This window comes from Corynebacterium pacaense (assembly GCF_900169525.1).
Classification (GTDB): Bacteria; Actinomycetota; Actinomycetes; order Mycobacteriales; family Mycobacteriaceae; genus Corynebacterium; species Corynebacterium pacaense.
The window spans coordinates 723,590-750,037 of the sequence record NZ_LT821239.1; the positions used below are offsets into that span (position 1 = coordinate 723,590).

Genomic DNA, 26,448 nt, shown 5'->3' on the forward strand with positions numbered 1-26,448 from the left:
AATATACCTATCTCTTCTCCAGATCTCCACGCCCACGAGAGGGGGGGGGGGGGGGGGGTGGGCATCGGGGTGCTCGGCGCCGTGGGCGGGGCGGGAGCGAGCGTGCTCGCGGTCGCGCTGGCGCGGCGCAAGGCGAGCGCGGGCCGGGCCGTGCTCATCGACGGAAGCCCGGTTTCGGGTGGTCTGGATCTGCTGGTGGGGGTGGAGGAACAACCCGGGGCGCGGTGGCCCGACCTGGATTTCGCCCGGGGCACGGTTCAGGCCGCGGATGTGCTCACCGCCCTGCCCGCCCACGCCGATGGACTCTGCGTCCTTTCCGCGGCCCGGTCCCCGGTGGCGGACACCTTCGCCCCGACCCCCGGGGACACGGCCGCCGCGGCGACCTGTCTGCGCTCCGCCGACGAACGGGTGGATGTGGTCGTCGACCTGCCTTCGGGACAGATAGTCCGGGATACCGTCGAGGTGCTCGACCATCTCGTCCTTGTGGTGCCCGCGGAGGTCAGGGCCGTGGCCGCGGCCGCTCAACTCAATCAGCGGCTCAGTGCCCTGCAGATGCCGGTATCGGTGGTGCTCCGCCACCGGGGATGGTCGGGGATGGAGGCCACCGAGGTCGAGGGGATCATCGCGGCTCAGGTCGTCGCCGAGGTGGGTACGGTCTCCCGACTGCCCAGAACCGTGGAGATGCAGGGGCTGGGTGGAGCACTGCCCCGTGTCCTGGTCAACGCGGCCGATGCCATCGTGGCGGAGCTGTCATGAAGGTGGATGATCGTCTCGTTGAACGCGTGCAGCGGGTGGTGGCCGGATTCGGCACGGCACCCACCGCCGCCGAGATTGCCCGGATAGTCCGGGAGGAGGCGGGGGTGATCAGCGATGAGCAGCTCGTCGAGGTGCTGCGCAGGCTGCGCAGCGATTCCGTCGGTGTCGGCCCGCTGGAGCCCCTGCTGTCGCTTCCCGGTGTCACCGATGTGCTGGTCAGCGGAGCCGGAAACGTCTGGATCGATCGCGGGTCGGGGCTCGAGAGGATGACCGTGGATCTGGGACCGGAGGTGGCGGTGCGACGACTGGCCACCCGGCTGGCGCTGTCCTGCGGGCGCAGGCTCGATGACGCCCAGCCCTTTGCGGACGGCAGGTTGTTCCGCGATGACGGCAGCGTGGTCCGGGTTCACGCGATCCTCGCCCCGCTGTCGGATTCGGGAACCTGCATCAGCCTGAGGGTGCTGCGCCAGGCGCGATTGACCCTCGAAGATCTGGTCGCAAGGGGAGCGGTGCCGCCGGAGATCACCGGGGTGCTGCACAGGGTGATCGAACACCGTGTGGCCTTCCTGATCGTCGGAGGCACCGGTTCGGGCAAGACAACGCTGCTCTCGGCGATGCTCGCGGCCATCCCGCACGACCAGCGGATCATCTGCATCGAGGACACCGCTGAGCTGCAGCCACCGCATCCCAACGTGGTCAGCCTTGTCTCACGCGCGGCCAACGTCGAGGGAGCGGGGGAGGTGAGCATGGCGGAACTCCTGCGTCAGTCCCTGCGGATGCGGCCGGATCGCATCGTCGTCGGCGAGATCCGGGGGGCGGAGGTGGTCGATCTGCTCGCGGCACTCAACACCGGCCATGAAGGCGGTGCGGGGACCGTCCATGCGAACTCGATCGCCGAGGTTCCCGCACGCATGGAGGCTCTCGCCGCACGCGGGGGCATCGATGCCCGGGCGCTGCACACCCAGCTTGCCGCCGCGCTGGAACTGGTGCTGGTGATGCGACACGGCGGATCGGGAAGGCACCTCGCGCAGATCGGGCTGCTGCACGGCAATCCGGTGGAGGCGAGGGTGGTGTGGGACCACCGCACCGGCTTCTGTGAGGAGGAGGTGCCCCCATGGCTCTGGTGACGCTGCTTCTGTCGCTGGCGTTCGCGGCACCCGCTCTCGCGCCGGGGCCCGCGCGCCGACTCACCGGGTCACGGCGCGGGAAGGCCGTGCCGGGACGGATGGTCGTCCTCCTGTGCCCCCTGATCACCGTCATCTTCGTGGCCACCGGACTACGGATCACCTCGGTGCTGGCGCTGATCATGGTCATCGCAGTGGCCGTGTGGCAGCTCAATCGGATCCGGGTGTCGCGCCGGGCGAACGCGCATTCCGCTGCTCTCGCCGCCTTCCTCGGGGTGTGCGCCGGCAACCTGCGCGCGGGCATGTCCATGCCCGGGGCCATGGACTGTGCGCTGGATTCGGCGCAGCGGCACCGGGAACTCACCGGGGAGCTGTCGGTGGCCGCCCGCAGAGCGGCCACCGGAAGTGGGGGAGCTGAGGTGCTTATCGACGCCACCGACGCCGACCTCAACCGCCTGGGCACCCTGTGGGAGGTCTCGGACCGCCACGGCATCCCGCTGGTCACCCTCCTCGAGCAGATGCGTCGACGCATCGACCTCCGGCTGCGGCACCGTCGGTCCACCATGGCAGCCCTCCAGGGGCCACAGGCCACGGCGATGGTGCTGACGGTTCTCCCGCTGGGAGGTGTGGCCATGGGAACCGCCATGGGCGCCGACCCGCTCGGTGTGCTCCTCGGGGGTGGAATCGGTGGGCTGATGCTCGTCGGCGGGGTCGGCTGTGCGGCGGCGGGCTTCATCATGACCCAGAAGATCCTGGAGGCGGCGACATGAGCCTGGCGGTACTCCTGGCAGCAATTGCCCTGTTCATCGGCCCCCCGGCACCCACATCGCGGCTGGGTGCCGGAAACGGCGGAAGCGCGCACCTGCGGATACGTGCAGGTCCATGGGCACGTTTCCGCAGCACCGACACCGGGGACCCGGTCGAGCTCGCCGGCGATATCGATGTCTTCGCGGCGTGCCTCGATGCGGGGCTCGGCACCCGGGACTCGGCCGAGGTCGTGGCCCGGATGACGGGCGACCCGCACCGCGGGGCCTGGATGTCGGCGGTAGCGCTGCTCGGCGTCGGGGTGCCGGCGGAGCGGGCGTTCACCGCCATGGAGGGCCGGGGCGGACTGGAGGAACTGGCTTCTCTGGCCACGGTCTCGGCCCGCTCCGGCAGCGCGTTCAGCGCAGGGTGTGTCCGGATCGCGGACACACTCCGAGCCGATGCCGCCGACCACCGCACCGCGGCCGCGGAACGGGCCGGTGTCCTGATCGCCCTACCGCTGGCCACCTGCTTCCTTCCCGCCTTCATGATCCTCGGGCTGGCCCCGGTGATCCTGGGGCTGGGTTCGGATCTTCTGGCCAACCTTTAGAAGAACACACCACAACACATGAGGAGAAAAACAATGACCACCAACTACCTGACCCGTACCCGACTCCTGCTCCGTCGTGACGACGGCCTGACCACCATCGAATACGCTCTCGGCACTCTGGCCGCGGCCGCACTCGCCGCGGTGCTCTACACCGTGGTCAACAGTGACACGGTGGTGTCGGCCTTCGAGGGCATCATCGGTGACGCCCTGAGCGCCAGGCCCTGAGCCATGGTCGCCGGATGCATCCGGGCCCGATGGCCGCCGCGCGGGCTGGACAATGACCGCGGATCGGTCACGGTGGAGGCGGCGCTGGCGCTGTCCGCGATGGTGGTGGTCTGTGCTCTGATCATCGCCTCGATGGCTACCATGCTCAGCTATCTCGTGGCCGTTGACACCGCGGGTGCAGCAGCCCGCGCGTACGCGATCGGGGAGGATTTCCATCCGCCGCGCGGCGGGGTGAACGTATCCGAATCTGAGGGATTGGTCACCGTGCGGGCCAGTGTGCCCTCGCCCTTCGGGGTGGTGAGCGCCGATGCCGTGTTTCCGAGCGAAACCCGTTGACCTCCGCGGCGACCGTGGCTACGCTACGGTTGCCGCCGCCGGGTTCTCCGCGGCCCTGGTGTCGATGCTGGCGATCGCGGCCCTCCAGATGTCCGCACTGGTGGCGCGCGAGCAGGCCCAGGTCGCCGCGGATCTCGCGGCGGTCGCTGGGGCGGGGGCCCTGGCTGCGGGTGTCACCGCGGAGCACGCCTGTGGCACCGCGCGGGAGACCGCAGAATTCAACGGTGCCGAACTCCGGTCGTGCGCCGTGGAGGCGGAGGATCTCATCGTGGCCGCGCAGGTACGCGGAAGATCAGCGGGGGCCCGCGCCGGGCCCCTGTGAACCGAGGAGGGTGACCATGGCGCCGAGGACTGCGACGGCACCCGCCTTGTCCAGCGGGTTGTTGCCGTTTCCGCACTTCGGGGACTGCACGCAGCTCGGGCACCCCGACTCGCAGGTGCAGCTGCGCACGGCTTCGAAGGTGGCCTCCATCCATTCGGTGAAGCGGTGGAAACCGCAGTCGGCGAACCCCGCGCCACCGTCCATGCCGTCATAGACGAACACGGTGGGCAGGCCGGTCTCATGATGGAGTGCCGTGGATACCCCGCCGATATCCCAGCGATCGCAGGTGGCCAGCAGTGGCAGCATGCCGATGGCGGCGTGTTCGGCGGCGTGGAGCGAACCCGGAATCCGGTCGGCGGTGATACCCATCGCGGTCAGGGCCAGGGGATCGATGGTGTAGGCGACCGCGCGGGTGTTGAGTACCTGAGCAGGCAGGAACAGCGGGGTGGAGTCGAGGGTGGTGCCGTCGAGAAGCCTGGTCACGTAGCCGGTGACACGGTCGGTGACCTCCACGTCGACGTTGGCCACCCAGAGCCCGCCACCCGGGGTGAAACTCCGCTGGTCAACGGGGTCGCCGGTGATCCGGATATCCGTCTGGCTCCGGGCGTAGGTGGTGTAGTCGGGAACGTCGGGTCGTGCCAGGGCGAGCTGCTCGTCGAGATCGAGCTCCTCGATGACAAAGGACTGCCCCTGGTGCAGGTGGACCGCACCCGGGTGGACCTGGGCCATGGCGCGGGCGGAGTCTATGGTGCCCAGCAGGCGGCCGTCGCTGAGATCGACGATCATGAACTCGGATCCGGAGCCAGCGCGGAGGCTGACGCGCTGGTGGGCGTTGTCGGGGGTGGGCCGATCCGGGTCGTCTGAGGCGGTGTGGACGGCGAACCATCCCCGGGCACGGCGACGCAGCAGGCCTGATGCGGTCAGCTCCTCGACAACGCGCTGTGCACCGAATGCGTCGACCTCCGCCGGGGTCAGTGGCTTCTCCACGGCGGCACAGTAGAGGTGGTTGCGCAGCACATGGGGGTTTGTGGGGTCGAAGACCGCGGCCTCCACCGGCTTGTCCAGCAGCGCGGCCGGATGGTGGACCAGGTAGGTGTCCATGGGTTCATCGCGGGCGACAAGGACCACCAGCGAACCCTGACCGCGCCGGCCCGCGCGGCCGGCCTGCTGCCAGAAACTGGCCACGGTTCCCGGGAATCCCGCGGTGACCACCGCATCGAGGCCCCCGACGTCGATGCCGAGCTCCAGGGCGTTCGTCGAGGCCACGCCGAGCAGGCGGCCGTCGTCAAGCATCTTCTCCAGCTTCCGCCGGTCCTCCGCGAGGTAGCCCGCGCGGTAGGAGGCGACGCGGCGGCTGAAATCGGGGCGGCCGAGAAGCTCGAGTTCCTCCCGCGCGCGCAGCGCGACGATCTCCGCCTGCCGGCGCGAGCGGACGAAGGTCAGTGTCCGCGCGCCCTCTGCAATCAGCGTTCCCATGATCCGTGCGGATTCAGTGCTCGCCGCACGGCGCACCGGCGCACCGTTCTCACCCTCCACACCCTCGAGGAAGCCCGGCTCCCACAGCATCACGGTGCGTTCGCCGGTGGGTGCTCCGTCACTGGTCACCTCGACCACGGGGGCACCGATCAGGCGCGAGGCATGCACCGCGGGTTCGGAACTGGTCGCGGATGCGAGCACCACCGTGGGGTGGGATCCGTAGAAGTCCGCGATGCGCAGCAGCCGACGCAGCACCAGGGAGACATTCGCGCCGAACACGCCGCGGTAGGCATGGCATTCATCCACGACGATGAACCTCAGGTGGCGCAGAATCCTCGCCCACCGTTGGTGCTGGGCCAGGAGGGAGGAGTGGACCATGTCCGGGTTGGTGAAGATGTACCTGCTGAGATCGCGGATCCCCGCGCGCGCCTCGGTGGGGGTGTCACCATCATAGGGTGCGGGGTGGACACCCGCCCCGCGCAGTTCCGGGGTGGCGGCAACCAGGGCGGACGTTGCCAGCAGCTGGTCCGAGCCCAGCGCCTTGGTGGGGGTGAGGTAGAGGGCGCAGGCCGTGGGGTCGGTGGCCAGGGTGGACAGCACCGGCAGCTGGTAGCCGAGGGATTTTCCCGAGGAGGTTCCCGTTGCCACCACGACGTGCTCGCCCGCCCACGCGTGTTCGGCGGTGTCCACCTGATGGCCAAAGAGCTTGTCGACGCCGCCTCCCCGCACGGCGGACACCAGCCCGGGGGGGACCCACCGCGGCCACGGGGCGAAGGTCGCCCTCTCCGCGGGGAGGGTAACCAGATGGGTCAGCGTTGATTCGGGGTATCTCCGGGTGATGATATCGGCCAGTTCTTCGCCGAAAGCGCGCTGCATCTTCTGGAAAACCCCCTCGTTCTAGGTTTATTTGAACGCTTTGACCTGCGCAAACAGAATAAGATTGCTACAAGACTATCCTTTGTGGGCTAAACGTGACACACTGGTACCCAGGTCGCAGTTTCAGTGCGCAGTGTCTAGACGCTCGCAAGGATAGACGCGGGCGTTCAGCACGTAATACTGCTGGCGTTCGAGCAACAACGGCCAGATGTCACCGTTCATGTATCCGTACGTGGCCGGGGATGTCGAACCCGGTAGTATTTTCCAATCAGTAAAGGTAACACAAATGGCACAGGGCACTGTTAAGTGGTTCAACCCGGAGAAGGGCTTTGGCTTCATCGCTCCTTCCGATGGATCCGCTGACGTTTTCGTCCACTACTCCGAGATCCAGGGCAACGGCTTCCGTACCCTCGAGGAGAACCAGCTCGTCGAGTTCGAAATCGGCGAGGGCGCCAAGGGCCTCCAGGCTCAGGCAGTCCGCGCAGTCTAACTGCAGCTGGCTTAACTTAAAGCCGGTCACCCCCGTAAACAGGGGTGGCCGGTTTTTTCATGCCATGGCACCGTGCCACGGATGGTGGAGTCCATACCGGCGGCCAGGCCCCGACACACCGGTAGTGGGCATCGTTGCGCAGGAGACCTTATTACTACTGTGTACCGTGTATGGGGTAGTCGATGCGGCGGGCTCCGCAGCGCCCCACGGCGATGCCAACGAGCACGGCTTTTGGTGTGATGGCACCGCCGGATTCAGAGAAGGCACCACCCGTGTGGTTATGCTTTCCACTACTGAACGTTCTAGTCTTCACATAAAGTGATGCGAGGATTGGGGCCGCAGAGGTTACCGCGTAGGTTATCGCAGAGGTTTTTGGAAGTATTCGGACAGCATCAGCAGTCAACGAGAGGGAAGCATCCCCGTGGCAGAAACAAAGGGATCGGGCACCAAGCGTCTGGTCATCGTGGAGTCGGCGACCAAGGCGCGCAAGATTCAGCCCTACCTGGGCGACGATTATATCGTCGAGGCCTCGGTGGGGCACATCCGTGACCTTCCCCGGGGTGCTGCTGATGTTCCGCTGAAGTACAAGAAGGAGCCCTGGGCGCGCCTCGGTGTGGACACCGAGCACGGTTTCGCCCCGCTCTACGTGGTCAGCCCCGACAAGAAGAAGAAGGTCGCCGATCTCAAGGCGAAGCTGAAGCAGGTCGACGAGCTGCTCCTGGCGACGGACCCCGACCGTGAGGGTGAGGCCATCGCCTGGCATCTGCTCGAGGTGCTCAAGCCACAGGTTCCGGTCAAGCGCATGGTGTTCAACGAGATCACCAAGCCCGCCATCATCGCCGCGGCGCAGAACACCCGCGAACTCGATGAGAACCTGGTTGATGCGCAGGAGACACGCCGGATCCTTGATCGCCTCTACGGCTACGAGGTCTCGCCTGTGCTGTGGAAGAAGGTGATGCCCCGGCTGTCCGCCGGTCGCGTGCAGTCGGTGGCCACCCGTGTCATCGTCGAGCGGGAACGCGAGCGCATGGCCTTCATCTCAGCGGACTACTGGGACCTGACTGCGGAGTTCGATGCCGGTGCCACGGGTGGGGCGGATAATCCCACCAGTTTCACCGCACGGTTGGCCGGCATCGACGGTCAGCGGGTGGCACAGGGCCGCGACTTCAACGACCGCGGGCGGTTGACCGCTGATGTGGTGGTCGTCGACAAGCAGCGCGCCGAGGCATTGGCCGAGGCACTGCGCGGTGAGACCCTTACCGTCACCGGCGTCGAGGAGAAGCCGTACACGAGGCGCCCCTACGCGCCGTTCATGACCTCGACGCTGCAGCAGGAGGCGGGACGCAAACTGCACTACACCTCCGAGCGCACCATGCGCATCGCGCAGCGGCTCTATGAAAACGGCCACATCACCTACATGCGTACCGATTCGACGTCACTGTCGGAGCAGGGCCTCAAGGCCGCCCGTGCGCAGGCCCTGGAGCTCTACGGTCGCGAGTACGTCTCGCCGAGCCCCCGGACCTACGACCGCAAGGTGAAGAACTCGCAGGAGGCGCACGAGGCGATCCGTCCGGCAGGTGAGGCCTTCGCCACCCCCGGTCAGCTGCACGCCCAGCTCGACGCCGAGGAGTTCAAACTCTACGAACTGATCTGGCAGCGCACCGTCGCCTCCCAGATGGCCGATGCCAAGGGCACCTCGATGAAGGTCACCATCGGGGGTACCGCCAGAACCGGCGAGAAGACCGAATTCAACGCCACCGGGCGGACCCTGACCTTCCCCGGCTTCCTGCGCGCCTATGTCGAAGGTGCACCGAGCCAGGAGGGTCGCGACGGCGCCGACGGCTCCGAGAAGCGTCTGCCACGCCTGGGCGAGGGCGACCAGCTCACCGCAACCGACATCCATGCCGACGGGCACAGCACCAACCCGCCAGCCCGCTACACCGAGGCCTCGCTGGTGAAGAAGATGGAGGACCTCGGTATCGGACGTCCCTCCACCTACGCCTCGATCATCAAGACCATCCAGGACCGTGGATACGTCTACTCACGTGGCAACGCCCTGGTGCCCTCCTGGGTCGCTTTCGCCGTGGTCGGACTGCTGGAATCGAACTTCTCCTCCCTGGTCGACTATGACTTCACCTCCTCTATGGAGGATGAACTCGATGACATCGCCGCCGGGCGCGAGGACCGTACCGAATGGCTGAGCGGCTTCTACTTCGGTGACGCCGACGCTGATGATTCCATGGCGGAGTCCGTGGCCCGCCAGGGCGGGCTGAAGACGCTGGTGGGCGAGAACCTCGAACACATCGACGCCCGTGAGGTCAACTCCCTGAAGCTTTTCGACGACGCGGAGGGTCGCCCGATCAACGTCCGCGTTGGCCGCTACGGACCCTACATCGAACGCGTGGTGGGCACGACGGCGGAGGGGGAGCCGGAATATCAGCGCGCAAACCTTCCGGAGGAGACCACCCCCGATGAACTCAACCTGGAGACCGCGGAGAAGCTCTTCGCCACTCCGCAGGGCGGCCGTGAACTCGGCGTCAATCCGGCCAACGGACGCATGATCGTGGCCAAGGAGGGGCGCTTCGGCCCCTACGTCACCGAGCAGGTCACCGGGGATGAGCGGACACGCGCGGAGGCGGAGGCCGAGAAGGTCGTCGCCGCCGAGCGCAGGGCGGAGGATGAACAGCGCGCCGCGGAGGGCAAGCGGGCGAAGAACTGGGAGACCAAGACCGCAGCCAGCCAGAAGGAGAAGCGCATCAACCAGCTGGTGGAGGAGAACCTGAAACCGGCCACCGCGTCGCTGTTCAGCGGTATGGAGCCCGCGAGCGTGACGCTGGAGGAGGCGCTGAAACTCCTGTCCCTGCCGCGTGAGGTGGGCATCGACCCCTCCGACAATGAGCCGATCACCGCGCAGAACGGCCGTTACGGCCCCTATCTGAAAAAGGGCAGCGATTCGCGGTCCCTGGCGAGCGAGGAGCAGATCTTCACAGTCACCCTCGATGAGGCGCGCCGCATCTACGCCGAACCGAAGCGCAGGGGACGCACCGCCGCACAACCTCCGTTGAAGACCCTCGGCGACAACGATGTCTCGGGCAAGCCCATGACCGTCAAGGACGGCCGTTTCGGCCCCTATGTCACCGACGGTACGACCAACGCCTCGCTGCGCAAGGGCGACGTTCCGGAGACGCTTACCGACGCCCGCGCCAACGAGCTCCTCTCCGAACGCCGTGCCAAGGAGGCCGCGGACGGCGGACCGGCCAAGAACACGGTGAAGAAGGCGGCGAAGAAGACCGCCAAGAAGACGACGAAGAAAACCACCGCGAAGCGACCGGCGAAAACAACGAAACGTGTGGTAAAGGCCGGGGCGAGGAAGAAGCCCTAGCGGTGAACGGGAAGCCCGGCGGCTGGAAATGCCGAAGCGCCGTGCCGGCCGGGGGAACCCGGTCGGCGCGGGCGCGCTAGCTAGCCGCGAAGAAGACCTTGCTTCCGAACACCGTCGGGGACACCGCGAGGGTTCCCTCGGTGGCGGTATCCGCGGGGACGGACAGGGTGATGTTCCCGCTCGTCGACGCTCCCTGGTAGAGCGTCTCGAGGGTGTTGAAGGGCTCCGGTTCCACGACCGTGGTGGGGTGGATGGAGTTGCCCGCGGGCGTGACGTAGTCCACGCCGACCCAGGGGGTGGCACCGGCGGGGTTGGCACCGGTGTACTGCGCGGAGATGTTGACCATGAGGTAGGTTTCACCGGCCGGCGCCGCGGCATTGAAGGGGTTGGCGGCCGCGATCGCCGCATTCGCATCCGGATTCACCGAGTTCACGGTGACCGTCCAGTCACCCTGCTGGATGGTTGAACCGATGGCGAGCGGGTTGGCACGGCTGCTCCCGGCCTCTTCTGAACCGGTGCCCTCGGCGCCCGGTACGGGTGCGGCAACCCCTCCGGAGGGGTCGGCCACGTTCACGGTCTCGGGGTCGAAGGCATCGTTGACGGCGTCCGCGAGAACGAAGATGAACACGAACGCGGCAACGAAGGTGCCCACGATGGACACGATCAGCGCCGTGATGCCCTGTCCGTGGCCCACGTCCTTCATGAACAGCGAGACGATGGCCAGAATGAATGAGATCGGAAGCAGAATCCATCCGATCACCATGGCCCCGGGGATGCAGGAGAAGATCACCCCGGCCACCGACAGGATGAGGGCGATCAGCCCCGCGGTGTTGCGCTTCTTCCCGGCCGGGGGCTCGGTGGTGGGAGGCTGCGGGGCGGGCGCCGGATCCGCAAGCGGTGATGTCTGGGTCGGGTAGGGCTGGGTCATGGTGTTCTCCTGATCGGGTCCGGTTGCGCTGTGTTGCGCCAACGAGGAGAAATCTACGAGGCCGACGGGACACGACCGGGCACTGAAACGATCATCCGAATAGGTGAACGATGCGGAGAATCTGTGTTGGGGCTGGGAAAACAATGGCCATGGGCCTGTTTCCGGGTGTGGAAGGATCGCACACCGAGGCGAGGGAACCGTTAGGAGCGGTCGGCGAGGGTGGGTCGGATGGGTCGTGCGATCTGGGTCATCTCGCCGCGTCCGCGCAGCTCCACCGATTTCATCAGCGTCCATCTCGCCTGTTCCGCCTCATTGGCCTGGCGCAGCGTCGCGGCGTTGGTCACGGTGCGTCCCGGGGTGGTCTTGGCGATCTCGGTCAGGCGGGCGGCCTGGTTCACGGCGTCGCCGATCACGGTGTACTCAAAACGTGCGTGTCCGCCGATGTGGCCGGCCACGACGTGTCCGGCGGCCACTCCGATACCAGCCTTGAGCTGGAGGTTCTTCAGTTCGATGCGGAGCTCGCGTGCAGCGGCCAGGGCGTGCCCGGTGGCGTCGGAAAGCGGCAACGGTGCGCCGAAGATGGCCAGGGCGGCATCACCCTGGAACTTGTTGATCACTCCCTTGTTGCGGTGCACCACCTCCACGACCCGCTCGAAGAACTCATTGAGCGCCTCCACGACCTCCTCGGGGGCATGGTTGACCGCGAAGGTGGTCGAGCCGATGACGTCGACAAACAGTACGGCCACCTTCCGGTCCTCGCCTCCGAGGGTGGGACGTTCCTCGAGTGCCCTACGGGCGACCTCGGTGCCGACATAGCGTCCGAAGAGATCACGCACGCGCTGCCTCTCACTCAGTCCGCGCATCATCTCGTTGAATCCGGCCTGCAGGACGCCGATCTCGGAGCCGTCGTAGATGTCGACCTGGGCCTCGTTGTCGCCTCGGCGCACCCGGTTGATCGCCTCCTGCAGTTCGAGGATCGGGTCGACCACGGAGGCCACCGCCAGTCGGGTGCCCAGGTACCCCGTGACCATCGCCGTCAGGGCGAGGGCTACGATCGCGGGCAGGATCCGGGCCGCGTCCGACCCGAAGATTCCCTTGTCATAGCCGAGTATCAACAGCAGAATGCCGAGCACGGGCACGCCGATGGTCAGCACCCAGGTCATCCGGAGGCGCTGGCTCACGGGTGGTTCCAGGGTGGAATCCTCGAAGCGTCGCGCCAGCGCCGTCGCCGCGACGGGGCGCACCAGGCGCTCGGCTTCCAGGTAGGTCAGCAGCGAGACCACCGCGCAGGCCATGAGGGTGGACACCGCGATGACCACCGCCAGGCTCACCGACATGCTTGCGGCGATCCCGGTGGCGATCACGATGCCGATCAGCCACACGATGGCGCAGAGGACCGACTGGTAGATCGGTATCCGCATGACCAGGTTGCGCACCATGTTCGGATCGTGCGCCTCGGGATGGCGCTGCCAGTCCAGGACGGGGCGGAACATCATGAAGGTCACGGCGATTCCGACCAGGACGGCGAAGACGACGTAGGTGATCCCGACGACGGGGAGGAAGGAGAGGTCGGCGTCGAAGCTGGAGTGCTCGGGCAGCGGAATGAGGAAACGCACGAACATCATGATGGCGAGCGCACCGATGACGTTGGTGCCGAGCACCGTCGCGGCGTACAACGGCCACGAGGTGCCCCACAACCATTTCAGGGCGCGCAGCAATCGACTCATGTCCAATACTCTAACCCGCGGATCGGGTCGGGTAGGGATTAGTGTGGTTGGGGTGAGTGCCCAGACCGTCTTCGACCGGCTCGCCGGTCCGCAATCCCTCAACCGCATGCTTTACGACGCCGCGACCGCAGCACGTCAGAAGGCGCGGGGTGCGGGCGTCGACAAGCAGAATGCGTTCACCCAGTCGTGGTTGTTTACCGGGCCCCCCGGGTCCGGACGCTCCGTGGCGGCGAAGGCGTTCGCCGCTGCGCTGGTGTGCTCGAATCCGGAGGTCGTCGGTTGCGGGCGGTGCGAGGACTGCCGGTTGGCGCTCGTCGACGCCCACGGCGATATCGTCCACATCATCCCGCATGAGCTGACGATATCGGTGGACCGCATGCGCGAGGTGATCGGCAGTGCCGCGACGCAGCCGACCGTGGCCAACTGGCGGGTGATCATCATCGAGGACGCGGACAGACTCTCCGACGGTGCGGCCAACGCCCTGCTCAAGACCGTCGAGGAACCGGCGGAGCGCACGATCATCATCCTGTGCTCGCCCTCGACCGACCCGCACGACATCGCCATCACCCTGCGCTCGCGGTGCCGCCACGTCTACGTGCCCACGCCCTCCGCCGAATCCGTGACACGCATCCTGATGGCGGAGGGGGGCATCAGTGAGGACGCCGCACGGCTCGCGGCGGCATCCTCCGGTGGCCACATCGGTCGTGCCCGTCACCTCGCACACAACCAGGCCGCCCAGATCAGACGGGCGAACATCCTCAATCTGGCTGAGTTGATCTACCACGGTGATCAGGCGTTCCGTACCGTCAATACCCTGGTCAAGGGTATTGAAGCGGAGTCCAGGGACGCCCTTGCCGAAGTGGAGAAGGCGGAGAGCGACAAGCTCATGGTCAGTCTCGGCATGGGGACCAGAGGCAAGGGCGCGCAGAAGCTCCTGCGCGGGACGACGGGCCAGCTCAAGGACCTGGAGAAGACACAGGAACGGCGGCGCACCCGTTTCCTGCGTGATGCGCTCGACCTCTCCCTCGTCGATCTCGCCGGCATCTACCGCGACGCGCTCCTGATCTCCTCGGGTGCCGGAATCTCCCTGACCCACCCGGATTTCGAGGGACTCTCCCGTGAACTGGCGGAGAGGGTGGGTAATGAGGGGTTGGTGGCCTGCCTCGATGCGATCAGTGTCTGCCGCGAGTCCTTCGGCTTCAACGTTCGACCGATCGTGGCCATGGATGCGCTGGTCGGGCGCCTGCGCAAGGCCTATCGCGTGTCCTGAGGGCCCCGAATTTCTGAAGTGGCGGAGCCATCGGGTAAGGTGGCAAATCGGTAAAACCACTCATGTGGGCAGTGCCGTGCCGCTTTAGCTCAGTCGGTAGAGCGTCTCACTCGTAATGAGAAGGTCGCGAGTTCGATTCTCGCAAGCGGCTCCACAATTCTAGGCCCCTCACCAGCATGTATAGGTGAGGGGCTTATTTTTATTCGAACAGCGAGGGTGTCTTTGCGGTGCTTTTGACTACATTTTGACTACGAACCCGGCTTACTCAACCTTGCATGAAGCGCATCGAGAGCGTCCGCCACCTGGTCCAGATCGTCGGGAAATAGGTCTGCGTAGATCCCGAGGGTAACAGCCGCGTTCTCGTGCCCCAGGAGCTTCTGCACGGCCATCACGTTCGCACCGGCACTGATTGCCATACTCGCGCACGTATGCCGGAGAGCATGAGGCGTGATCGTTGGGAATCCGCGCTCATCTTCTTCGTGGGCCGTGCTCCACGCCTCCTGAGCCGCTTTCACACCTGGTTTGAACTGTCGTAGCCGGAAGTTGTCCGCGTCGAGCCTGGCACCTTCTGGGGACGTGAATAGGGGACCGTGGATTGATCTCCCCTCAACAATTCTGTTGATCATCGCGGCCACGAACTTAGGGACCGGTACACTGCGCTGCTCGTAGGTCTTCGTCGGCCCGATCTCGCCGGGGCCTTTCACCGCCTTCGTGATGGAGATCCGCCGCGCGTCCTTGTCGTAGTCCGCCACATTGAGCGCGGTGGCTTCATTGATCCGTGGGCCGCAGTAGGCCAGCACGTAGATCAGAGTCTTGGCTTGATCGCCGTTCATTGCCGCGGAGAGGGCATTCACCTGAGGGATGGTGAGGTATGGGCGCTTGGGTCGTACTTCGCGCTTCACCTGAATCTTGACCGCCGGATTGACCTTAATGCGGTGTTCCTCCACCGCCACATCGAGGTGGGAGCGTAGGACGTGCAGGGCACGCAGAACGGTGTCCCTGCCATTGTCGTCCTGGAGCTGCGCTATCCATTTGCGGACCTCGCCGGTGGTGATCCTGCCTACTGGCCATGTGCCCCATTTGGGTTGGACATGGACGCGCCAGGAGGAGGCGTTGTTGCGTTGGGAGCGGGTGGAGAGTTGTTTCTGTCCGTGCTCCCACACTTCGTGAATCTTGCTGAGGGTGATGTTCCCAGCGGTGGGCGAGATGAACGTTCCCGATGCTTTAGTGGTTTCGATTTCAGCGGCGAATAGTTCCGCGTCCTTCTTCCGCTTGAATCCGCGTTTGGTTGTGGCTTTGCGGTCGGGGGTGCGGTACTGGACTTTGTAGCGTCGCCCTGCCTTCGTTTCGTATGGCTCAATCGTCGCCATTGTCGCCCTCTGGAGAAACTTCGAGTGTTTCATCAATCGTGCTCAGATCTCCACCTAAGTCCTCGATTCGGACCTTTGCCCGGTCGATATCTTCGATGGCCTGCTCCGTCAGCTTCATCTGGACCGCGCGTTCAGCGTCACCTGATGCACGTTGAAAACGGCTCGACGCCTTACTGAGGCGTTCATAGCAGCGAGCAAGCTCGCGACAGGCGTCCAGAAGGTCGGAAGCTCTCGAGCGCTTCTGAAAGATCGGGAAAACTCCGCCTGCGCCAAAGAAGTAATCGTAGGTCACCTTCATTACTGCAGGGGCACCTGTTTCGGGATCGAAGCCAAAATCAGGGCCAGAGGGAACGGCTCGCGATTCTCCGGTAAACCATCTGAGCGCGTCAAAAGCTGGCACTTCAGAGTCTGCGGGGATGTTATCAACCTCAGACTGTCCTGGAGGCATTGCGGGGATAAGTGCATTTGGCAGGCCAGGAAAGAGCAGCGTAACTGGGGGAACTTCTAAAACTCTAGCTATAACGATGAGGTCGGTGACTGGGACTGTCTTTCGCTTACCTCGTCGGTACTCCGAGATTGCGGTCCGTGAAATTGGATGCCTGAGCTTGATCGTTTCGTCTGCGATCCACTGGTCCGAACGGTCTCCCCTGGCTTGATCTATCGCCCTGCCGACCATCTCGGAGAACTGCTCGGACCATGGCTTTTGTGATGACATGGCAGTCATTCTACGGTCCCTGTTGACTGGAAACCAGTCATGCACTAGATTGACTGGTATCCGGTCAAATTGATTGGATAATGACTGAAAAGAAGGACTGTCACCGGAGCATAGGCACGGTGACCAGATCGAAAGAGGAGTGATTTCCGTGAATCTCAAGACCGCCACTGAACAAGCCCACAAATATTTCACCGCCAACAACATTCCCTTTGGCTACCGCAAAGCGGAACGAATCTGCCGGGCATGGATCAAAAGCCAGCCAGACCCCACAGCGGAATCACTCCACAGCTTCCTTTCATACGCAGACCCAACAGGTGAGCTGGCCGCCAGGCTCGCCGACAAGAACCCCAGGAGGAAAAATGACCGCACCACTGACCATCGATGACATGATCGCTCGTTACCCGGGCACCAACCGCCAGTCATGGGCGAACATCCGCTACACGGGCAATGGCCCCGCTTACTTCAAGGTTGGCCGCAAGGTTTTCTACCGGACCGAGGATGTGGCTGCTTGGGAAGAGTCCCAGCGTCGCACCCGTACCGACGAGCAGGTGGCCTGATGACCGCCATCGACTTTGACCGCATCGGACCGGAGGGTATGCGCACTTCGATGCGTGAGCGCCTGGCAGGGCACCTGCGCCGCGAAGTAATCCGCAGCTTGAAGGACGAGCACCCGGATCTCGCATTCAACGCGCTGGCCACGGATCTCGCCGATGAGTTCGTCCGGGCCGCCGCCCGCATCGACGTTGACGACTATGACATCCGCCTTCGTCGACCCCGCACCACTGATGACCAGCTCGAGCAGCTGGCAGACCGATAAGGAGAAACACCATGTCTGTTTCACGCATTATCGCGGATCTCCGCACGATTCTCGCCAACGATGACCGATACAGCGTTGAGGACATCGCTGTCGAGGACCTGGCCGTGGATATCGCCCGCGAGCTGCGCCTCAGCAATGTCCCGCCAGCGGAACGCACGCTGAGCCGCTACATCGCCGAATTCGGGCTGACTGGCCTCACCGAGCTGATCGGGGAGCATGAGCATCTGGATTGGGCTTGGCAGGTCGGTTACACCGAGAACGATCAGGTTGAGATTTTCTCCCCTGCTGGTGGCCATGTTGTCCTGGCCCGTGCTCATGCTCTGCGCATGGCCGTCAGCATCATCGAGAACACCGCAAACACCATCAACCAGGAGGCATAAACCATGACCGCATACGAAAAGACCGCCCCCGAAGTTGCAGCTTCGGAGACGGCAAAAGAGCTTGGAATGGGCTCAGATTCTCGACTATACCTGTCCCGCTACGGACAGAGCACCCGCACCACCCTCGGCACCTGGTCGGGGCAGGACCTCCCCATAGAGGACTACGCACTCGTCGTTGTCTCCCGTGATCTCCTCGCGGACCTCGCAATCGATGGTGAGCAGACCGTCACCCTGAACCCCGCGTGCCTCGCAGCCCACGACGAAGCTGCACGACGCACCCGGGAGAAGAAAGCGGAGGAGGCCCGACAGGCGAAGTTGGACAAGCTTCGCCGCCGAATCATTGAGGAGGAGTTCGAGGACGAGCTCGCCGCCGCGGATCATGTCGCCAGTGAAATCTGGGGTCGCATCGATGCTCGGATGAACGAAATCCTGGAGGCTGCGAAATGATCCGCGTTGTATGTCGAGGTGGTGCAGAGTTCACCGGGCAGTCCGTTGAGTCGATCTGTCGCCGGAAGTTCGGCCGGGGTGCGGTGTACGTGCCCACACAGAACCCCAACACTGTGGAGGTCGGCCAGATCCTCAAACCCACCAAGCACAACCCACGTGAATATTGGGTCCTCGCCGTGGTGCTGCGCATTGAGGAGCTCTCGTGATCAAGCTCACCGACACCAATGGCCGCGTCTTCATCGGCCCGGACACCGCCACCATCATTAGCCGGCACCACGGAAGCACAGCCCGCTACATCGACTGCAACGCGCCGCACCGGGGTTTGATCGGCTTGATCGTCCGTCGGTCCCACACCATCGGCCAGGCCCCGCGCGTCGTCTCCCGAGTCGCCTCATTGGAGGTGATCTGAATGGCTGAGTTGATGATTTTCGGTGGTCTCATCTGGGTGATCATCGCCGCTTGCGCAGTAGCTGAACTGTGGGAACGCTTCAAATCGTAACAGTGACATTAATAGCCCGGATGGTCGTAGGTGGGGTTCGACTCCCCACCCGGGCGCTACTCAAAAAATGAGGAACCCCCACCCGTGGAGGCGAGTGGGGGTCGGGATCAAATGGAGGATTTGATGAAACCAAGCCTACTACAACGCCGCCGCCGACACGATTCATTCCTGAGATGCGTACCCCTGTATTCCCCCGACGAAAGGACTGTTCGCGTGCCGCGGCCACCACTACAACCTAGAACCGCCCTGACCCTCGCCCTCAGCGGTGTTGGATTCAAACTCACTCTGGGTGAGTTGCGCTCCGCCTGGCATATCGCCAATGAAAGGGACAGACCATTGATCGAGGAGCAAGCCCGAGTGCTGCAGGAGGACGCCGCGTGAATATCACCCCCCGCGAACAAGCCCGCCTCGACGGCGTCCCCGAGTCACAGCTGAAGTACTATCCCGACACTCTCGACGACGCCGAACAGGAGGCGTTCAAGACCGAGCACCAGGAGCCAGCGCGCCCCGCACTCAAAGCAGTGCCAGCAACGCAGGAAGCCGTCATCATAGATGATGCCAGCATCTACCCCTCCGCGGCACTTCCCCTGTCCGTCGCGCGCCGCCTGCTCAAAGACTGCTTCGAGCACCCGACAGGTCGCACCCTTGTCTATTGGCAAAACACCTGGCATCTCTGGGACGGCACCAAGTGGAGAAGCGCCGCTGATGACCTCGACGTCAAAGAAAGAGTGTGGGAGCGCCTCGAGCAGGCACAGGTGGAGGACAAGGAAGGCAACCTCCTGCCGTGGATGCCAACGACCTCGAAAGTCGCCGGACTGATGGAACCGCTGATGATCCTTGCCCGCGTCCCCGCCGACGCAGTAACCCCCAGGTGGCTCAGCGGTAACCAGCACCCTCATTCGGAAACCATCATCGCCATGCGCAACGGCTTGCTGAACCGGTCCACTATGCAGCTGCAGCCCCACACCGCCGAGTTCTTCAACCTGTGGTCATTGGGATTCGACTTTAACCCGAAGGCAACCTGCCCTGTCTGGGAGCGGTTCTTGTCGCAGGTATTCGCCCACGACCCTGCAGGTGCTCTCCTGTTGCAGGAGTTCGCCGGCTACCTGATATCGGGGCGCACGGACATGCACAAGGCCCTGCTGATCGTCGGCCCGCGCCGCGGTGGCAAGGGCACCATCTCCCGGACGCTTCGTAGCCTGATGGGCGCTGACAATTGTGTGAGCCCATCACTGGGAACACTCGGTAGTGATTTCGGCTTGGCTGATCTGATCGGTAAGCCCCTGGCCGTTGTGGAAGATGCTCGCGCCGACGATGACAGGCGCAACAACACCACCGTGGAACGCCTTTTGAACATCATTGGTGAAGACGCGGTATCCGTTAACCGGAAGAACCGTGACTACTGGAACGGCACGCTACCCACCAGGTTCGTTGTTATCTCGAATGAGACGCCGAGGTTCCTCGATTCATCTGGTGCGATCACGAGCCGGTTCATGTCGGTGCGGCTGAAAGCCAGCTTTGAGGACAACCCCGATATTCATCTGGGGGAGAAGATCTCCCGTGAGCTTCCCGGTGTGTTCCTGTGGGCTTTGGGGGGCTTGGAGCGGCTGACGAGGCAGGGGCATTTCACCAGGCCCGAGACGATGGACGAGATGCACGATCTCATGAGTGACATGGCATCTCCGATGATGCAGTTCCTCGAGGAGAGCTACGAGGTTACTGGCGACGAGGATGACGTTCTCAAAGTCTCTGCGGTGTTCGGACGGTTCAAGGTCTGGGCCGACGAACAGAATATGCGGCCGATGAATCGAGACACTTTTGTTCAGCGAGTGCAGGCTGTGAACCCGTCGATCTCCTATAAAAACACCCGCGTCAATGGGCGCATGGGTCGGCACTTTTTCGGGATCAAGGAAAACGCATGGCATTTCTCAGACTGAACTTGCTATCAACCGGTTGCATTGGTTGCAGCAGCTCACAGGGTGTTTCCTATCGGTTGCACGCAACCACGCAACCGCAGCCCCCTTAGCTGCAACCGGGGTGCAACCGGCCCGCAACTCCCCAAAAACCACCCCTGACCAGCGGCAACCGCTGCAACCGGTTGTAAGGCACTTACTCACCACGATGAAAGGACCCAGTAATGAGCCAACGAATCCGCTTCACAGATGAACGAGGCGTAGCCCGGACGTTCCGCGTCCGCCGGGACTTTGATGACCGCACCCGGCTGGTTATCAACTCCCCACCGTTCATGAACATCGACGCGGCCACAGCCGTCGCACTGGCGAACGCCATCGCAGATGAACTGGAGGCCGGACGGTGACAGGATTCCCTAAGCCCCCGCCCGAGCTCGCTGCTCTTTGCGATCCGCGTCTCGACGGTGCGGCGTGCGCAGGGAAAGCGCCCCTGTTCGACGCTCGCGGCAAGCACGAATCTCTGCTCGACGCCGACTATCGACATGATCGCGCTAAGGCAATTTGTCGCCGGTGCCCCGTCGTCGCGGCGTGCCGCCAAGCCCTCCTCGAGCTACCCCAAGCGGAACGCTCCGGCATTTGGGCCGGCCTCGACGCCCACTACATCTCTACTCGACTCAACTCAGAAAAGGACATCGCAGCATGACCCGCAACACTGATAGGCCTTCATCTTTGGATCTCGATGCCCGCGCCGCCCAGGTGCTCACCGCAGCTCTCGACGGCCATAATCCCCGCATCGCCCACAACCCGGACGGTAGCGTTTCCCTCCGCCCCAGCAACAACCCCTCAGATCTCGATGTTGCGATCTGCGAACTCCTCGCCGTTCCCGTGGCCGACCATTACCAGATCAAAGCCCTTGCCCAGCAAGTAATCGGCGTCATTCAGTGGATCTCCGCCCGCCACAACATTGACCAGGGCGAACTTCTCGAAACGTTCCGGCGTAACGGATACGGTCACATCCTCGCAGCGGAACAAACCAAGGAAAGCCGGGACGATGCCTAGACCCACCGGTATCGTCGCCCACATGCCGCCCGGCTCGGTGGTGCTGGCACCTACCGCCGTTGCGATCCTCGCCCGACACTTCCGCCGCTTCCCGCCGCAGGAAATGGGAGCCGCAGCCGTTGCCGCAGATATCGAACGCATGTACCGCACCATTCCCGCAGACCGCTCCTTACGTGACATTACGAACCCACCCGGACAACAATTAGAACTAACGACCGAGCAGGCAGCACGCCAACTAGGCATCACCGCCAGCGCGATCCGAAAACGAATAACACGCGGATACCTCCCAGCACGCCACGACGGCCGTCGCTGGCTGATAACCCGCACCGACCTTGAAAGGCATAACACACATGGCTAATCCCATCCTTGGCAACCTGGCCGGGAAAAGTTCCGTATTCGGAACACCCGCCGATACCACCCTTTCCCGCGACGTCCTCAGCGACCCGGGCGCACTAGCGGACATCCTCGCGCAATATGCAAAGGATTCACTGCCCGTGCAGATCTTCGGTGAAGAGCTCGCACCGTCCGGCAACGTTGTTTACACCCAGGCCGGGCCGGAGGACCTCACCGTCGAGGGTATCGGCGACCGTGGCGAACTCTCCGAATACCCCATGGTCCGGTTCTCACCCACCGACCTCAAGGAGGTTCGCACCGCCGATATCGGCGGTAAGTTCCGCGTCTCCGATGAAGCAATCGCAGCAGGGGACACGACCCTCCTCGGCGACGGTATCGCCTTGCTCGGCAACCAGATTGAGCGTCTGCTTGATCAGATGATGATCGGCGCCCTGGAGCAGGCAGTCAACAATGGGCCCGGCCACACCATGGGCGCCACCTCCGGTTGGTTCGGCGTCGAACTCGACGGGGCCAACCCCACACCAGCTAAGGCCCGACCCCGCGCCGACCTGGTTCGAGCACGCCGCATCCTCCGCCAAAAGGGACTCGTGGCCAGCGGTAACACCCTGCTCCTGTCCTCCGACTCGTGGGACAACCTCGCCACGGCCTACGACATCCCAGCTCTCGCCGAAGAATGGGGACTGGCTCTCTACCAGTCCGATCACGTCGCTGAGGGTTGCGGCTACCTCATCGAGGGTGTCGGCTTCGGAAAGCTCGTCACCCGGCAGGGCATCCAGACCGAGACGTGGCGCGACCCTGCTATCCGCGCAACGTGGGCACAGGCGTTCTGTGAGCCCGTGGTCATCATCAACCGGCCAACCAACATTGTGAAGCTCACCGGCCTCGACGGCGACGCCAACGCCTAACCGACAGCCCAGACCAGAAAGGAAACACACCAAATGTTTAGCTTCAAAGCTCTCCTCGATGAACTGTTCGCACCCGGTACCGCGATCACCGGCACCGCAGCCCAGGACATCAACCTAGGACAGTTCGTTGCAGTATCCACCAACGGCACCCAACCCAACCCCACAGTCAGTGTCGCACCAGCAGGTTCCTACCCCCTCGGACTCGCCCAGGACGCCGCGGAAGCCGGCTCCAAGATCACCGTGCAGCGCGGGAACGCCCGGTGCTTCCGCGTCCCAACCAACGCGACGATCACCGCCGGTGCTCTCCTGCAGGTCGGGGCCAATGGTCAACCCGAACCCGCCACCGACGGGCGTGTCATCGCACAAGCCCTGTTCAACAGCGCCGATGGTCACATCGACCTCACCTTGATCTAACCCCGGTGCTGTAGCCGCGTTAAGCTCAGCTCACCGTTCGGTTTCTCCACTTCTTTCAAGCGGTGAAGCAGGTAAGGGCACCAGCCGCACATGACAATGAGGGCTTCGCACCTCGCCGGTCCCTGCGTCGCTACAGCACCGAGATCCCCCGCCTCAGCTCCTACTGGGACGGGGGATCATCCATGTCTCGACCCCCCGCCTGTTTTCCTGAGGGGGTTGTCCGCCTCACCCCGACCCGTTCGCTGGCATGAGGGAGTCTCTCTCTCCGGTGGTTTGGGCCCTTAGGACTTCGTTCAGAAAAATCTGATCGGGGTCCGCCCCTCGCGGGCACGGCAGGGATCTTTAGGTCAAGATCTTGATCTAAAGAAGGATCGTCTGCCCCTCGCGGGCACGGGCAGGAGTTTAGGTCGGGACTCCGACCTAAAGCTCCGCGCGTCTGCCCCTCGCGGGCACGGCCGGTCGTCGAGGCTCACTTAGCGGAAGATCTTCCGCTAAGTCTGCCCCTCGCGGGTAGGAAACGTAACAACTGGAACGGAGTGTTACGGCTATGTCTTATCTGTAACAGCGACAGGTTAGTGTGACATCTATGTCATATCCGTAACAGAACTAAGGTAGTGTTACAGATATGAGTGTATGCGAGAAGTGTGGAAAAGAGTTCGAGGGACGGGCAGGCGCAAAGTACTGTTCATCGGTGTGCAGACAGGCTGCGTATCGTCAGCGGAAGGATCCGCGGCCACCAGTTCGCCGTGTTCCACTTCGTGACATCGCTTTGCGCTCAAGGTTTGAACTGGACCGTAGTGTCCGCAGGATTCAACGGGTCGCCCAGGATGATCGGTTTATGAAGATGGTGCGGAAAGACCCGGGTCTGCTCAGGGGTGATCTTCAGCGGTCTGTTGATGAGTTGCAGGCTGTTATCGCGGAGATTGACCGCATACGAGGATGAGCACCTGCCCCGGTGACTGGCACGGACGGGTGACTACATTTTGACTACATGTGACTTGAATCGAGCACTATTCACCAGACGATGAAAGCGGGTTAACGCCTGCTCAAACTACGTTTTCAACCTGGCCAATTCCCATTTGTCGTTCTCGTAATGAGAAGGTCGCGAGTTCGATTCTCGCAAGCGGCTCCACATATCCCCAGCTAGATAGTGTTTCTAGCTGGGGATTTTCCCTTCCCGGAGCGGTTGCTCGCCCTAGTTGTCCCCGGAGTCGCCGAGCACGGCGAGTTCGCCGAGGATCGCCTTTTCAAAGCTCGCGTAGGGTTGCGCCCCGGAGACGAACTGGGTTCCGACGACGAAGGCAGGGGTGCCCGTGATGCCGATCTCCTGGCCGTAAGCCTGGGCCGCGTCGACGGATGCGGTGAAGGTATCATCGGTGGCGTGCCGGCGGAACAGGTCGATGTCTGTGACCCCGGCGGTTTCGGCGAAGGCCACGTAATCGTCGATGGTGAATTCCGGATGTCCCCCGGTGGCGGGATGGTTGGCGTAGAGCTCCTTCTTGAATTCCTGGAAGCGGCCCTGCTCCGCGGCGGCGCGGCCGGCCTTCGCCCCCTCAACCGCCAACGGACCGTTGATGGGCATATCATTCCACTCGATGCGGACCAGGCCGGTGTCGACGAACCTGGTGATGATCTGTGATTCCGTCTCGTTGGTGTAGCGGGCGCAGTAGGGGCACTCGGTATCGGAAAACTCGGAGATGACAACGGGTGCGTCGAGGGCCCCGACGGCGAAGGGGTCCGCGGGGTTGCGGCGGTGGACGGCGGTGATATCGGCACCCGCCGTCAGCGGGGCGCCGGAGCCGTAGATGGTGGCGTCGAAGGTGCCGTCCGCCCCGGAGGTGGGCCCCGCCGTCTCTGTGCCCGGTGCAACCACACCCCCGGTTGCCAGGGCATAGGAGGTGGTGCTGTTGTGCTGCCCGGCGAAATAGCCAGCTGCTCCCGTGAGCAGGGCGGCTGCGACCACGATCGCCCAGGCCCTGCCCGGGATGGCCCTGCGGGCGGAGACCTCGGCCGGCTGTACCTCGGCCGCCTGTTCCTCGGTGGGTGTTGCGGTGGTGGGGGCGTCGTTAGGTTCCTTGTCCGGCACAGTCATGGGGATCATCCTAGCCTCCGGGCCCGTAATCCCCGGTCGGCGCCATCGTCTTGTCGGTAGGGTTGGGGTTGAGTATGTGACAACATATTGAACATCTTTTTAAGGAGCGAATGTGAGCATCAGAGTTTCCGGTATCATCGCCCGCGAGAAGGGCGCCCCGGTGGAAAAGACAACCATCATCGTCCCGGATCCGGGTCCCAATGATGTGATCGTGAGGATCCAGGCCTGCGGTGTCTGTCATACCGATCTCGCCTACCGGGACGGTGACATCTCCGATGAGTTTCCCTTCCTTCTCGGCCATGAGGCGGCGGGCATCGTCGATGTCGTGGGCGAGGATGTCACCCACGTCGCGCCGGGTGATTTCGTCGTGCTGAACTGGCGTGCGGTGTGCGGGGAATGCCGCGCCTGCCGCAAGGGTGAGCCGAAGTACTGCTTCGCCACTCACAACGCCTCGAAGAAGATGACCCTGGAGGACGGCACGGAATTGTCCGCGGCGCTGGGCATCGGCGCCTTCCTGGAGAAGACCCTGGTCCACGAGGGGCAGTGCACCAAGGTCAATCCCGAGGAGGATCCCGCCGCCGCCGGACTTCTCGGCTGCGGAATCATGGCCGGTCTCTGCGCCGCGGTGAACACGGCCGACATCAAGCGTGGGGAGTCCGTTGCCGTCTTCGGACTCGGCGGGGTGGGAATGGCCGCCGTCGCGGGGGCGAAGCTGGCCGGTGCCACCACCATCATCGCCGTGGACATCGATGCCAAGAAGCTCGACTGGGCGAAGGAGTTCGGTGCAACACACACCATCGATTCCTCGGCACTGTCCGGTGAGGGTGAGAACAGCGAGGTCGCCCAGAAGGTCCGGGAGATCACCAATGGATTCGGCACCGATGTATCCATCGACGCCGTGGGAATCATGCCCACCTGGCAGCAGGCCTTCTACTCCCGTGACTTCGCTGGGCGAATGGTCATGGTCGGGGTGCCGAACCTGACCTCTCACATTGACGTTCCAGCCATTGACTTCTACGGACGCGGGGGATCCCTCCGCCCGGCCTGGTACGGCGACTGCCTCCCCGAGCGGGATTTCCCCACCTACGTCGACCTGCACCTGCAGGGACGCTTCCCCCTGGACAAGTTCGTCTCGGAGCGGATCGGTATCGATGATGTCGAGCAGGCCTTCTCCACGATGAAGTCCGGTGACGTCCTGCGTTCAGTGGTGGAGATCTGAG

The 26,448-nt window shown here is 63.8% G+C and carries 30 protein-coding genes and 1 tRNA gene; 25 read left to right on the plus strand and 6 right to left on the minus strand.

Annotated features, from left to right (window positions below; translation table 11 throughout):
- The first annotated feature begins 9 nt into the window (after window positions 1–9).
- Genes ssd through B7E02_RS03465 form a run of 7 tightly spaced genes read left to right on the plus strand, consistent with a single transcriptional unit; the run spans window position 10 to window position 4,117 of the window.
- Entirely contained in the window at window positions 10–756 is a 747-nt protein-coding gene (gene ssd / locus B7E02_RS03435; protein WP_281248236.1) for a septum site-determining protein Ssd, read from the plus strand.
- Window positions 753–1,883, plus strand: a complete 1,131-nt coding sequence (locus tag B7E02_RS03440) for a TadA family conjugal transfer-associated ATPase (protein ID WP_080793119.1) — start codon at window positions 753–755, stop codon at window positions 1,881–1,883. Before ssd ends, B7E02_RS03440 begins: the two co-directional genes overlap by 4 nt.
- The gene (locus tag B7E02_RS03445; RefSeq protein ID WP_245802150.1) at window positions 1,871–2,650 is read left to right on the plus strand and encodes a type II secretion system F family protein; all 780 of its coding nucleotides are present in this window, start codon (window positions 1,871–1,873) and stop codon (window positions 2,648–2,650) included. The genes B7E02_RS03440 and B7E02_RS03445 overlap by 13 nt, the downstream gene beginning before the upstream one ends.
- Window positions 2,647–3,234, plus strand: a complete 588-nt coding sequence (locus B7E02_RS03450; protein WP_080793120.1) for a type II secretion system F family protein — start codon at window positions 2,647–2,649, stop codon at window positions 3,232–3,234. Before B7E02_RS03445 ends, B7E02_RS03450 begins: the two co-directional genes overlap by 4 nt.
- 33 nt (window positions 3,235–3,267) lie before the next feature.
- A complete protein-coding gene (locus tag B7E02_RS03455) occupies window positions 3,268–3,459 on the plus strand; it encodes a DUF4244 domain-containing protein (protein WP_080793122.1) in 192 nt (63 codons plus the stop codon).
- Between the two features lie 3 nt (window positions 3,460–3,462).
- Window positions 3,463–3,795, plus strand: coding sequence for a hypothetical protein (locus B7E02_RS03460; protein WP_080793124.1), 333 nt, complete (start codon window positions 3,463–3,465; stop codon window positions 3,793–3,795).
- Window positions 3,767–4,117 (plus strand): Rv3654c family TadE-like protein, encoded by a 351-nt coding sequence (locus tag B7E02_RS03465; RefSeq protein ID WP_080793125.1) that lies wholly within the window; start codon window positions 3,767–3,769, stop codon window positions 4,115–4,117. The genes B7E02_RS03460 and B7E02_RS03465 overlap by 29 nt, the downstream gene beginning before the upstream one ends.
- On the opposite strand, the gene B7E02_RS03470 is transcribed toward B7E02_RS03465, so the two are convergent.
- Window positions 4,088–6,469 carry a DEAD/DEAH box helicase gene (locus tag B7E02_RS03470; RefSeq protein ID WP_080793127.1) on the minus strand — a complete coding sequence of 794 codons (2,382 nt, stop codon included), beginning with the start codon at window positions 6,467–6,469 and terminating at the stop codon, window positions 4,088–4,090. The two genes, B7E02_RS03465 and B7E02_RS03470, sit on opposite strands and share 30 nt — an antisense overlap.
- Before the next feature lie 286 nt (window positions 6,470–6,755).
- On the opposite strand from B7E02_RS03470, the gene B7E02_RS03475 reads away from it, so the two are divergent.
- Both B7E02_RS03475 and topA read left to right on the plus strand, forming a co-directional pair.
- A complete protein-coding gene (locus tag B7E02_RS03475; protein WP_080793129.1) occupies window positions 6,756–6,959 on the plus strand; it encodes a cold-shock protein in 204 nt (67 codons plus the stop codon).
- Between the two features lie 421 nt (window positions 6,960–7,380).
- Window positions 7,381–10,341: a type I DNA topoisomerase gene (gene topA, locus B7E02_RS03480; RefSeq protein ID WP_080793131.1), complete on the plus strand. Its 2,961-nt coding sequence runs from the start codon at window positions 7,381–7,383 to the stop codon at window positions 10,339–10,341.
- A 76-nt stretch (window positions 10,342–10,417) separates the two neighbouring features.
- On the opposite strand, the gene B7E02_RS03485 is transcribed toward topA, so the two are convergent.
- Window positions 10,418–11,269, minus strand: a complete 852-nt coding sequence (locus tag B7E02_RS03485) for a hypothetical protein (protein WP_179129648.1) — start codon at window positions 11,267–11,269, stop codon at window positions 10,418–10,420.
- Between the two features lie 200 nt (window positions 11,270–11,469).
- Window positions 11,470–12,996 carry an adenylate/guanylate cyclase domain-containing protein gene (locus B7E02_RS03490; RefSeq protein WP_080793133.1) on the minus strand — a complete coding sequence of 509 codons (1,527 nt, stop codon included), beginning with the start codon at window positions 12,994–12,996 and terminating at the stop codon, window positions 11,470–11,472.
- Window positions 12,997–13,048: 52 nt separating this feature from the next.
- On the opposite strand from B7E02_RS03490, the gene B7E02_RS03495 reads away from it, so the two are divergent.
- Both B7E02_RS03495 and B7E02_RS03500 read left to right on the plus strand, forming a co-directional pair.
- Window positions 13,049–14,266, plus strand: coding sequence for a DNA polymerase III subunit delta' (locus B7E02_RS03495; RefSeq protein ID WP_080793134.1), 1,218 nt, complete (start codon window positions 13,049–13,051; stop codon window positions 14,264–14,266).
- A 78-nt stretch (window positions 14,267–14,344) separates the two neighbouring features.
- Window positions 14,345–14,420, plus strand: a tRNA-Thr gene (locus B7E02_RS03500).
- Window positions 14,421–14,514: 94 nt separating this feature from the next.
- Here the strand turns inward: B7E02_RS03500 and B7E02_RS03505 are convergent.
- Together B7E02_RS03505 and B7E02_RS13980 are read right to left on the minus strand one after the other, a co-directional pair.
- Window positions 14,515–15,636: a tyrosine-type recombinase/integrase gene (locus B7E02_RS03505; RefSeq protein WP_179129649.1), complete on the minus strand. Its 1,122-nt coding sequence runs from the start codon at window positions 15,634–15,636 to the stop codon at window positions 14,515–14,517.
- Window positions 15,623–16,351 carry a hypothetical protein gene (locus tag B7E02_RS13980; RefSeq protein ID WP_143336628.1) on the minus strand — a complete coding sequence of 243 codons (729 nt, stop codon included), beginning with the start codon at window positions 16,349–16,351 and terminating at the stop codon, window positions 15,623–15,625. The genes B7E02_RS03505 and B7E02_RS13980 overlap by 14 nt, the downstream gene beginning before the upstream one ends.
- A gap of 148 nt (window positions 16,352–16,499) precedes the next feature.
- Here B7E02_RS13980 and B7E02_RS13985 point away from each other — a divergent pair, with 148 nt between their 5' ends.
- From B7E02_RS13985 to B7E02_RS03575, 13 genes are all read left to right on the plus strand, one after another.
- Window positions 16,500–16,736, plus strand: a complete 237-nt coding sequence (locus B7E02_RS13985; RefSeq protein ID WP_143336629.1) for a hypothetical protein — start codon at window positions 16,500–16,502, stop codon at window positions 16,734–16,736.
- Window positions 16,711–16,908, plus strand: coding sequence for a MerR family transcriptional regulator (locus tag B7E02_RS03515; protein WP_080793140.1), 198 nt, complete (start codon window positions 16,711–16,713; stop codon window positions 16,906–16,908). The genes B7E02_RS13985 and B7E02_RS03515 overlap by 26 nt, the downstream gene beginning before the upstream one ends.
- Window positions 16,908–17,168, plus strand: coding sequence for a hypothetical protein (locus B7E02_RS03520; protein ID WP_080793142.1), 261 nt, complete (start codon window positions 16,908–16,910; stop codon window positions 17,166–17,168). Before B7E02_RS03515 ends, B7E02_RS03520 begins: the two co-directional genes overlap by 1 nt.
- A gap of 11 nt (window positions 17,169–17,179) precedes the next feature.
- Window positions 17,180–17,548, plus strand: a complete 369-nt coding sequence (locus tag B7E02_RS03525) for a hypothetical protein (protein WP_080793144.1) — start codon at window positions 17,180–17,182, stop codon at window positions 17,546–17,548.
- A gap of 3 nt (window positions 17,549–17,551) precedes the next feature.
- A complete protein-coding gene (locus tag B7E02_RS03530; protein ID WP_080793146.1) occupies window positions 17,552–17,995 on the plus strand; it encodes a hypothetical protein in 444 nt (147 codons plus the stop codon).
- A gap of 202 nt (window positions 17,996–18,197) precedes the next feature.
- Window positions 18,198–18,404, plus strand: coding sequence for a hypothetical protein (locus tag B7E02_RS03540; RefSeq protein WP_080793150.1), 207 nt, complete (start codon window positions 18,198–18,200; stop codon window positions 18,402–18,404).
- A 467-nt stretch (window positions 18,405–18,871) separates the two neighbouring features.
- A complete protein-coding gene (locus B7E02_RS03545) occupies window positions 18,872–20,431 on the plus strand; it encodes a DNA primase family protein (RefSeq protein ID WP_080793152.1) in 1,560 nt (519 codons plus the stop codon).
- A 200-nt stretch (window positions 20,432–20,631) separates the two neighbouring features.
- Complete coding sequence (locus B7E02_RS03550) at window positions 20,632–20,811, plus strand: hypothetical protein (RefSeq protein WP_080793154.1); 180 nt, start codon at window positions 20,632–20,634, stop codon at window positions 20,809–20,811.
- Window positions 20,808–21,107, plus strand: coding sequence for a WhiB family transcriptional regulator (locus tag B7E02_RS14915; RefSeq protein WP_080793157.1), 300 nt, complete (start codon window positions 20,808–20,810; stop codon window positions 21,105–21,107). The genes B7E02_RS03550 and B7E02_RS14915 overlap by 4 nt, the downstream gene beginning before the upstream one ends.
- Entirely contained in the window at window positions 21,104–21,463 is a 360-nt protein-coding gene (locus tag B7E02_RS03560; protein ID WP_143336630.1) for a hypothetical protein, read from the plus strand. The genes B7E02_RS14915 and B7E02_RS03560 overlap by 4 nt, the downstream gene beginning before the upstream one ends.
- Complete coding sequence (locus tag B7E02_RS03565; protein ID WP_080793161.1) at window positions 21,456–21,821, plus strand: helix-turn-helix domain-containing protein; 366 nt, start codon at window positions 21,456–21,458, stop codon at window positions 21,819–21,821. Before B7E02_RS03560 ends, B7E02_RS03565 begins: the two co-directional genes overlap by 8 nt.
- Window positions 21,814–22,722: a major capsid protein gene (locus tag B7E02_RS03570; RefSeq protein WP_080793163.1), complete on the plus strand. Its 909-nt coding sequence runs from the start codon at window positions 21,814–21,816 to the stop codon at window positions 22,720–22,722. The genes B7E02_RS03565 and B7E02_RS03570 overlap by 8 nt, the downstream gene beginning before the upstream one ends.
- 33 nt (window positions 22,723–22,755) lie before the next feature.
- Complete coding sequence (locus tag B7E02_RS03575) at window positions 22,756–23,136, plus strand: capsid cement protein (protein WP_080793165.1); 381 nt, start codon at window positions 22,756–22,758, stop codon at window positions 23,134–23,136.
- Between the two features lie 1,195 nt (window positions 23,137–24,331).
- Here the strand turns inward: B7E02_RS03575 and B7E02_RS03580 are convergent.
- Entirely contained in the window at window positions 24,332–25,228 is an 897-nt protein-coding gene (locus B7E02_RS03580; protein ID WP_080794402.1) for a DsbA family protein, read from the minus strand.
- Between the two features lie 112 nt (window positions 25,229–25,340).
- Between B7E02_RS03580 and B7E02_RS03585 the strand changes: the two genes are divergently transcribed.
- Window positions 25,341–26,447, plus strand: coding sequence for an S-(hydroxymethyl)mycothiol dehydrogenase (locus tag B7E02_RS03585; RefSeq protein ID WP_080793167.1), 1,107 nt, complete (start codon window positions 25,341–25,343; stop codon window positions 26,445–26,447).
- Window position 26,448: the final 1 nt, after the last annotated feature.

Bases quoted from the DNA above. Each gene is read 5' to 3' on its own strand.
- B7E02_RS03560 (WP_143336630.1), top strand. From the start codon at position 21,104: ATGACCCGCAACACTGATAGGCCTTCATCTTTGGATCTCGATGCCCGC.
- B7E02_RS03515 (WP_080793140.1), top strand. From the start codon at position 16,711: ATGACCGCACCACTGACCATCGATGACATGATCGCTCGTTACCCGGGC.
- B7E02_RS03460 (WP_080793124.1), top strand. From the start codon at position 3,463: ATGGTCGCCGGATGCATCCGGGCCCGATGGCCGCCGCGCGGGCTGGAC.
- B7E02_RS03465 (WP_080793125.1), top strand. From the start codon at position 3,767: ATGCCGTGTTTCCGAGCGAAACCCGTTGACCTCCGCGGCGACCGTGGC.
- B7E02_RS03485 (WP_179129648.1), bottom strand. From the start codon at position 11,269: ATGACCCAGCCCTACCCGACCCAGACATCACCGCTTGCGGATCCGGCG.
- B7E02_RS03455 (WP_080793122.1), top strand. From the start codon at position 3,268: ATGACCACCAACTACCTGACCCGTACCCGACTCCTGCTCCGTCGTGAC.
- B7E02_RS03525 (WP_080793144.1), top strand. From the start codon at position 17,180: ATGTCTGTTTCACGCATTATCGCGGATCTCCGCACGATTCTCGCCAAC.
- B7E02_RS03490 (WP_080793133.1), bottom strand. From the start codon at position 12,996: ATGAGTCGATTGCTGCGCGCCCTGAAATGGTTGTGGGGCACCTCGTGG.
- B7E02_RS03450 (WP_080793120.1), top strand. From the start codon at position 2,647: ATGAGCCTGGCGGTACTCCTGGCAGCAATTGCCCTGTTCATCGGCCCC.
- B7E02_RS03470 (WP_080793127.1), bottom strand. From the start codon at position 6,469: ATGCAGCGCGCTTTCGGCGAAGAACTGGCCGATATCATCACCCGGAGA.
- B7E02_RS03445 (WP_245802150.1), top strand. From the start codon at position 1,871: ATGGCTCTGGTGACGCTGCTTCTGTCGCTGGCGTTCGCGGCACCCGCT.
- B7E02_RS03570 (WP_080793163.1), top strand. From the start codon at position 21,814: ATGGCTAATCCCATCCTTGGCAACCTGGCCGGGAAAAGTTCCGTATTC.
- B7E02_RS03530 (WP_080793146.1), top strand. From the start codon at position 17,552: ATGACCGCATACGAAAAGACCGCCCCCGAAGTTGCAGCTTCGGAGACG.
- B7E02_RS03520 (WP_080793142.1), top strand. From the start codon at position 16,908: ATGACCGCCATCGACTTTGACCGCATCGGACCGGAGGGTATGCGCACT.
- B7E02_RS03505 (WP_179129649.1), bottom strand. From the start codon at position 15,636: ATGGCGACGATTGAGCCATACGAAACGAAGGCAGGGCGACGCTACAAA.
- B7E02_RS03440 (WP_080793119.1), top strand. From the start codon at position 753: ATGAAGGTGGATGATCGTCTCGTTGAACGCGTGCAGCGGGTGGTGGCC.
- B7E02_RS03475 (WP_080793129.1), top strand. From the start codon at position 6,756: ATGGCACAGGGCACTGTTAAGTGGTTCAACCCGGAGAAGGGCTTTGGC.
- B7E02_RS03580 (WP_080794402.1), bottom strand. From the start codon at position 25,228: ATGACTGTGCCGGACAAGGAACCTAACGACGCCCCCACCACCGCAACA.
- B7E02_RS13980 (WP_143336628.1), bottom strand. From the start codon at position 16,351: ATGTCATCACAAAAGCCATGGTCCGAGCAGTTCTCCGAGATGGTCGGC.
- B7E02_RS03565 (WP_080793161.1), top strand. From the start codon at position 21,456: ATGCCTAGACCCACCGGTATCGTCGCCCACATGCCGCCCGGCTCGGTG.
- B7E02_RS03575 (WP_080793165.1), top strand. From the start codon at position 22,756: ATGTTTAGCTTCAAAGCTCTCCTCGATGAACTGTTCGCACCCGGTACC.
- B7E02_RS03550 (WP_080793154.1), top strand. From the start codon at position 20,632: ATGAGCCAACGAATCCGCTTCACAGATGAACGAGGCGTAGCCCGGACG.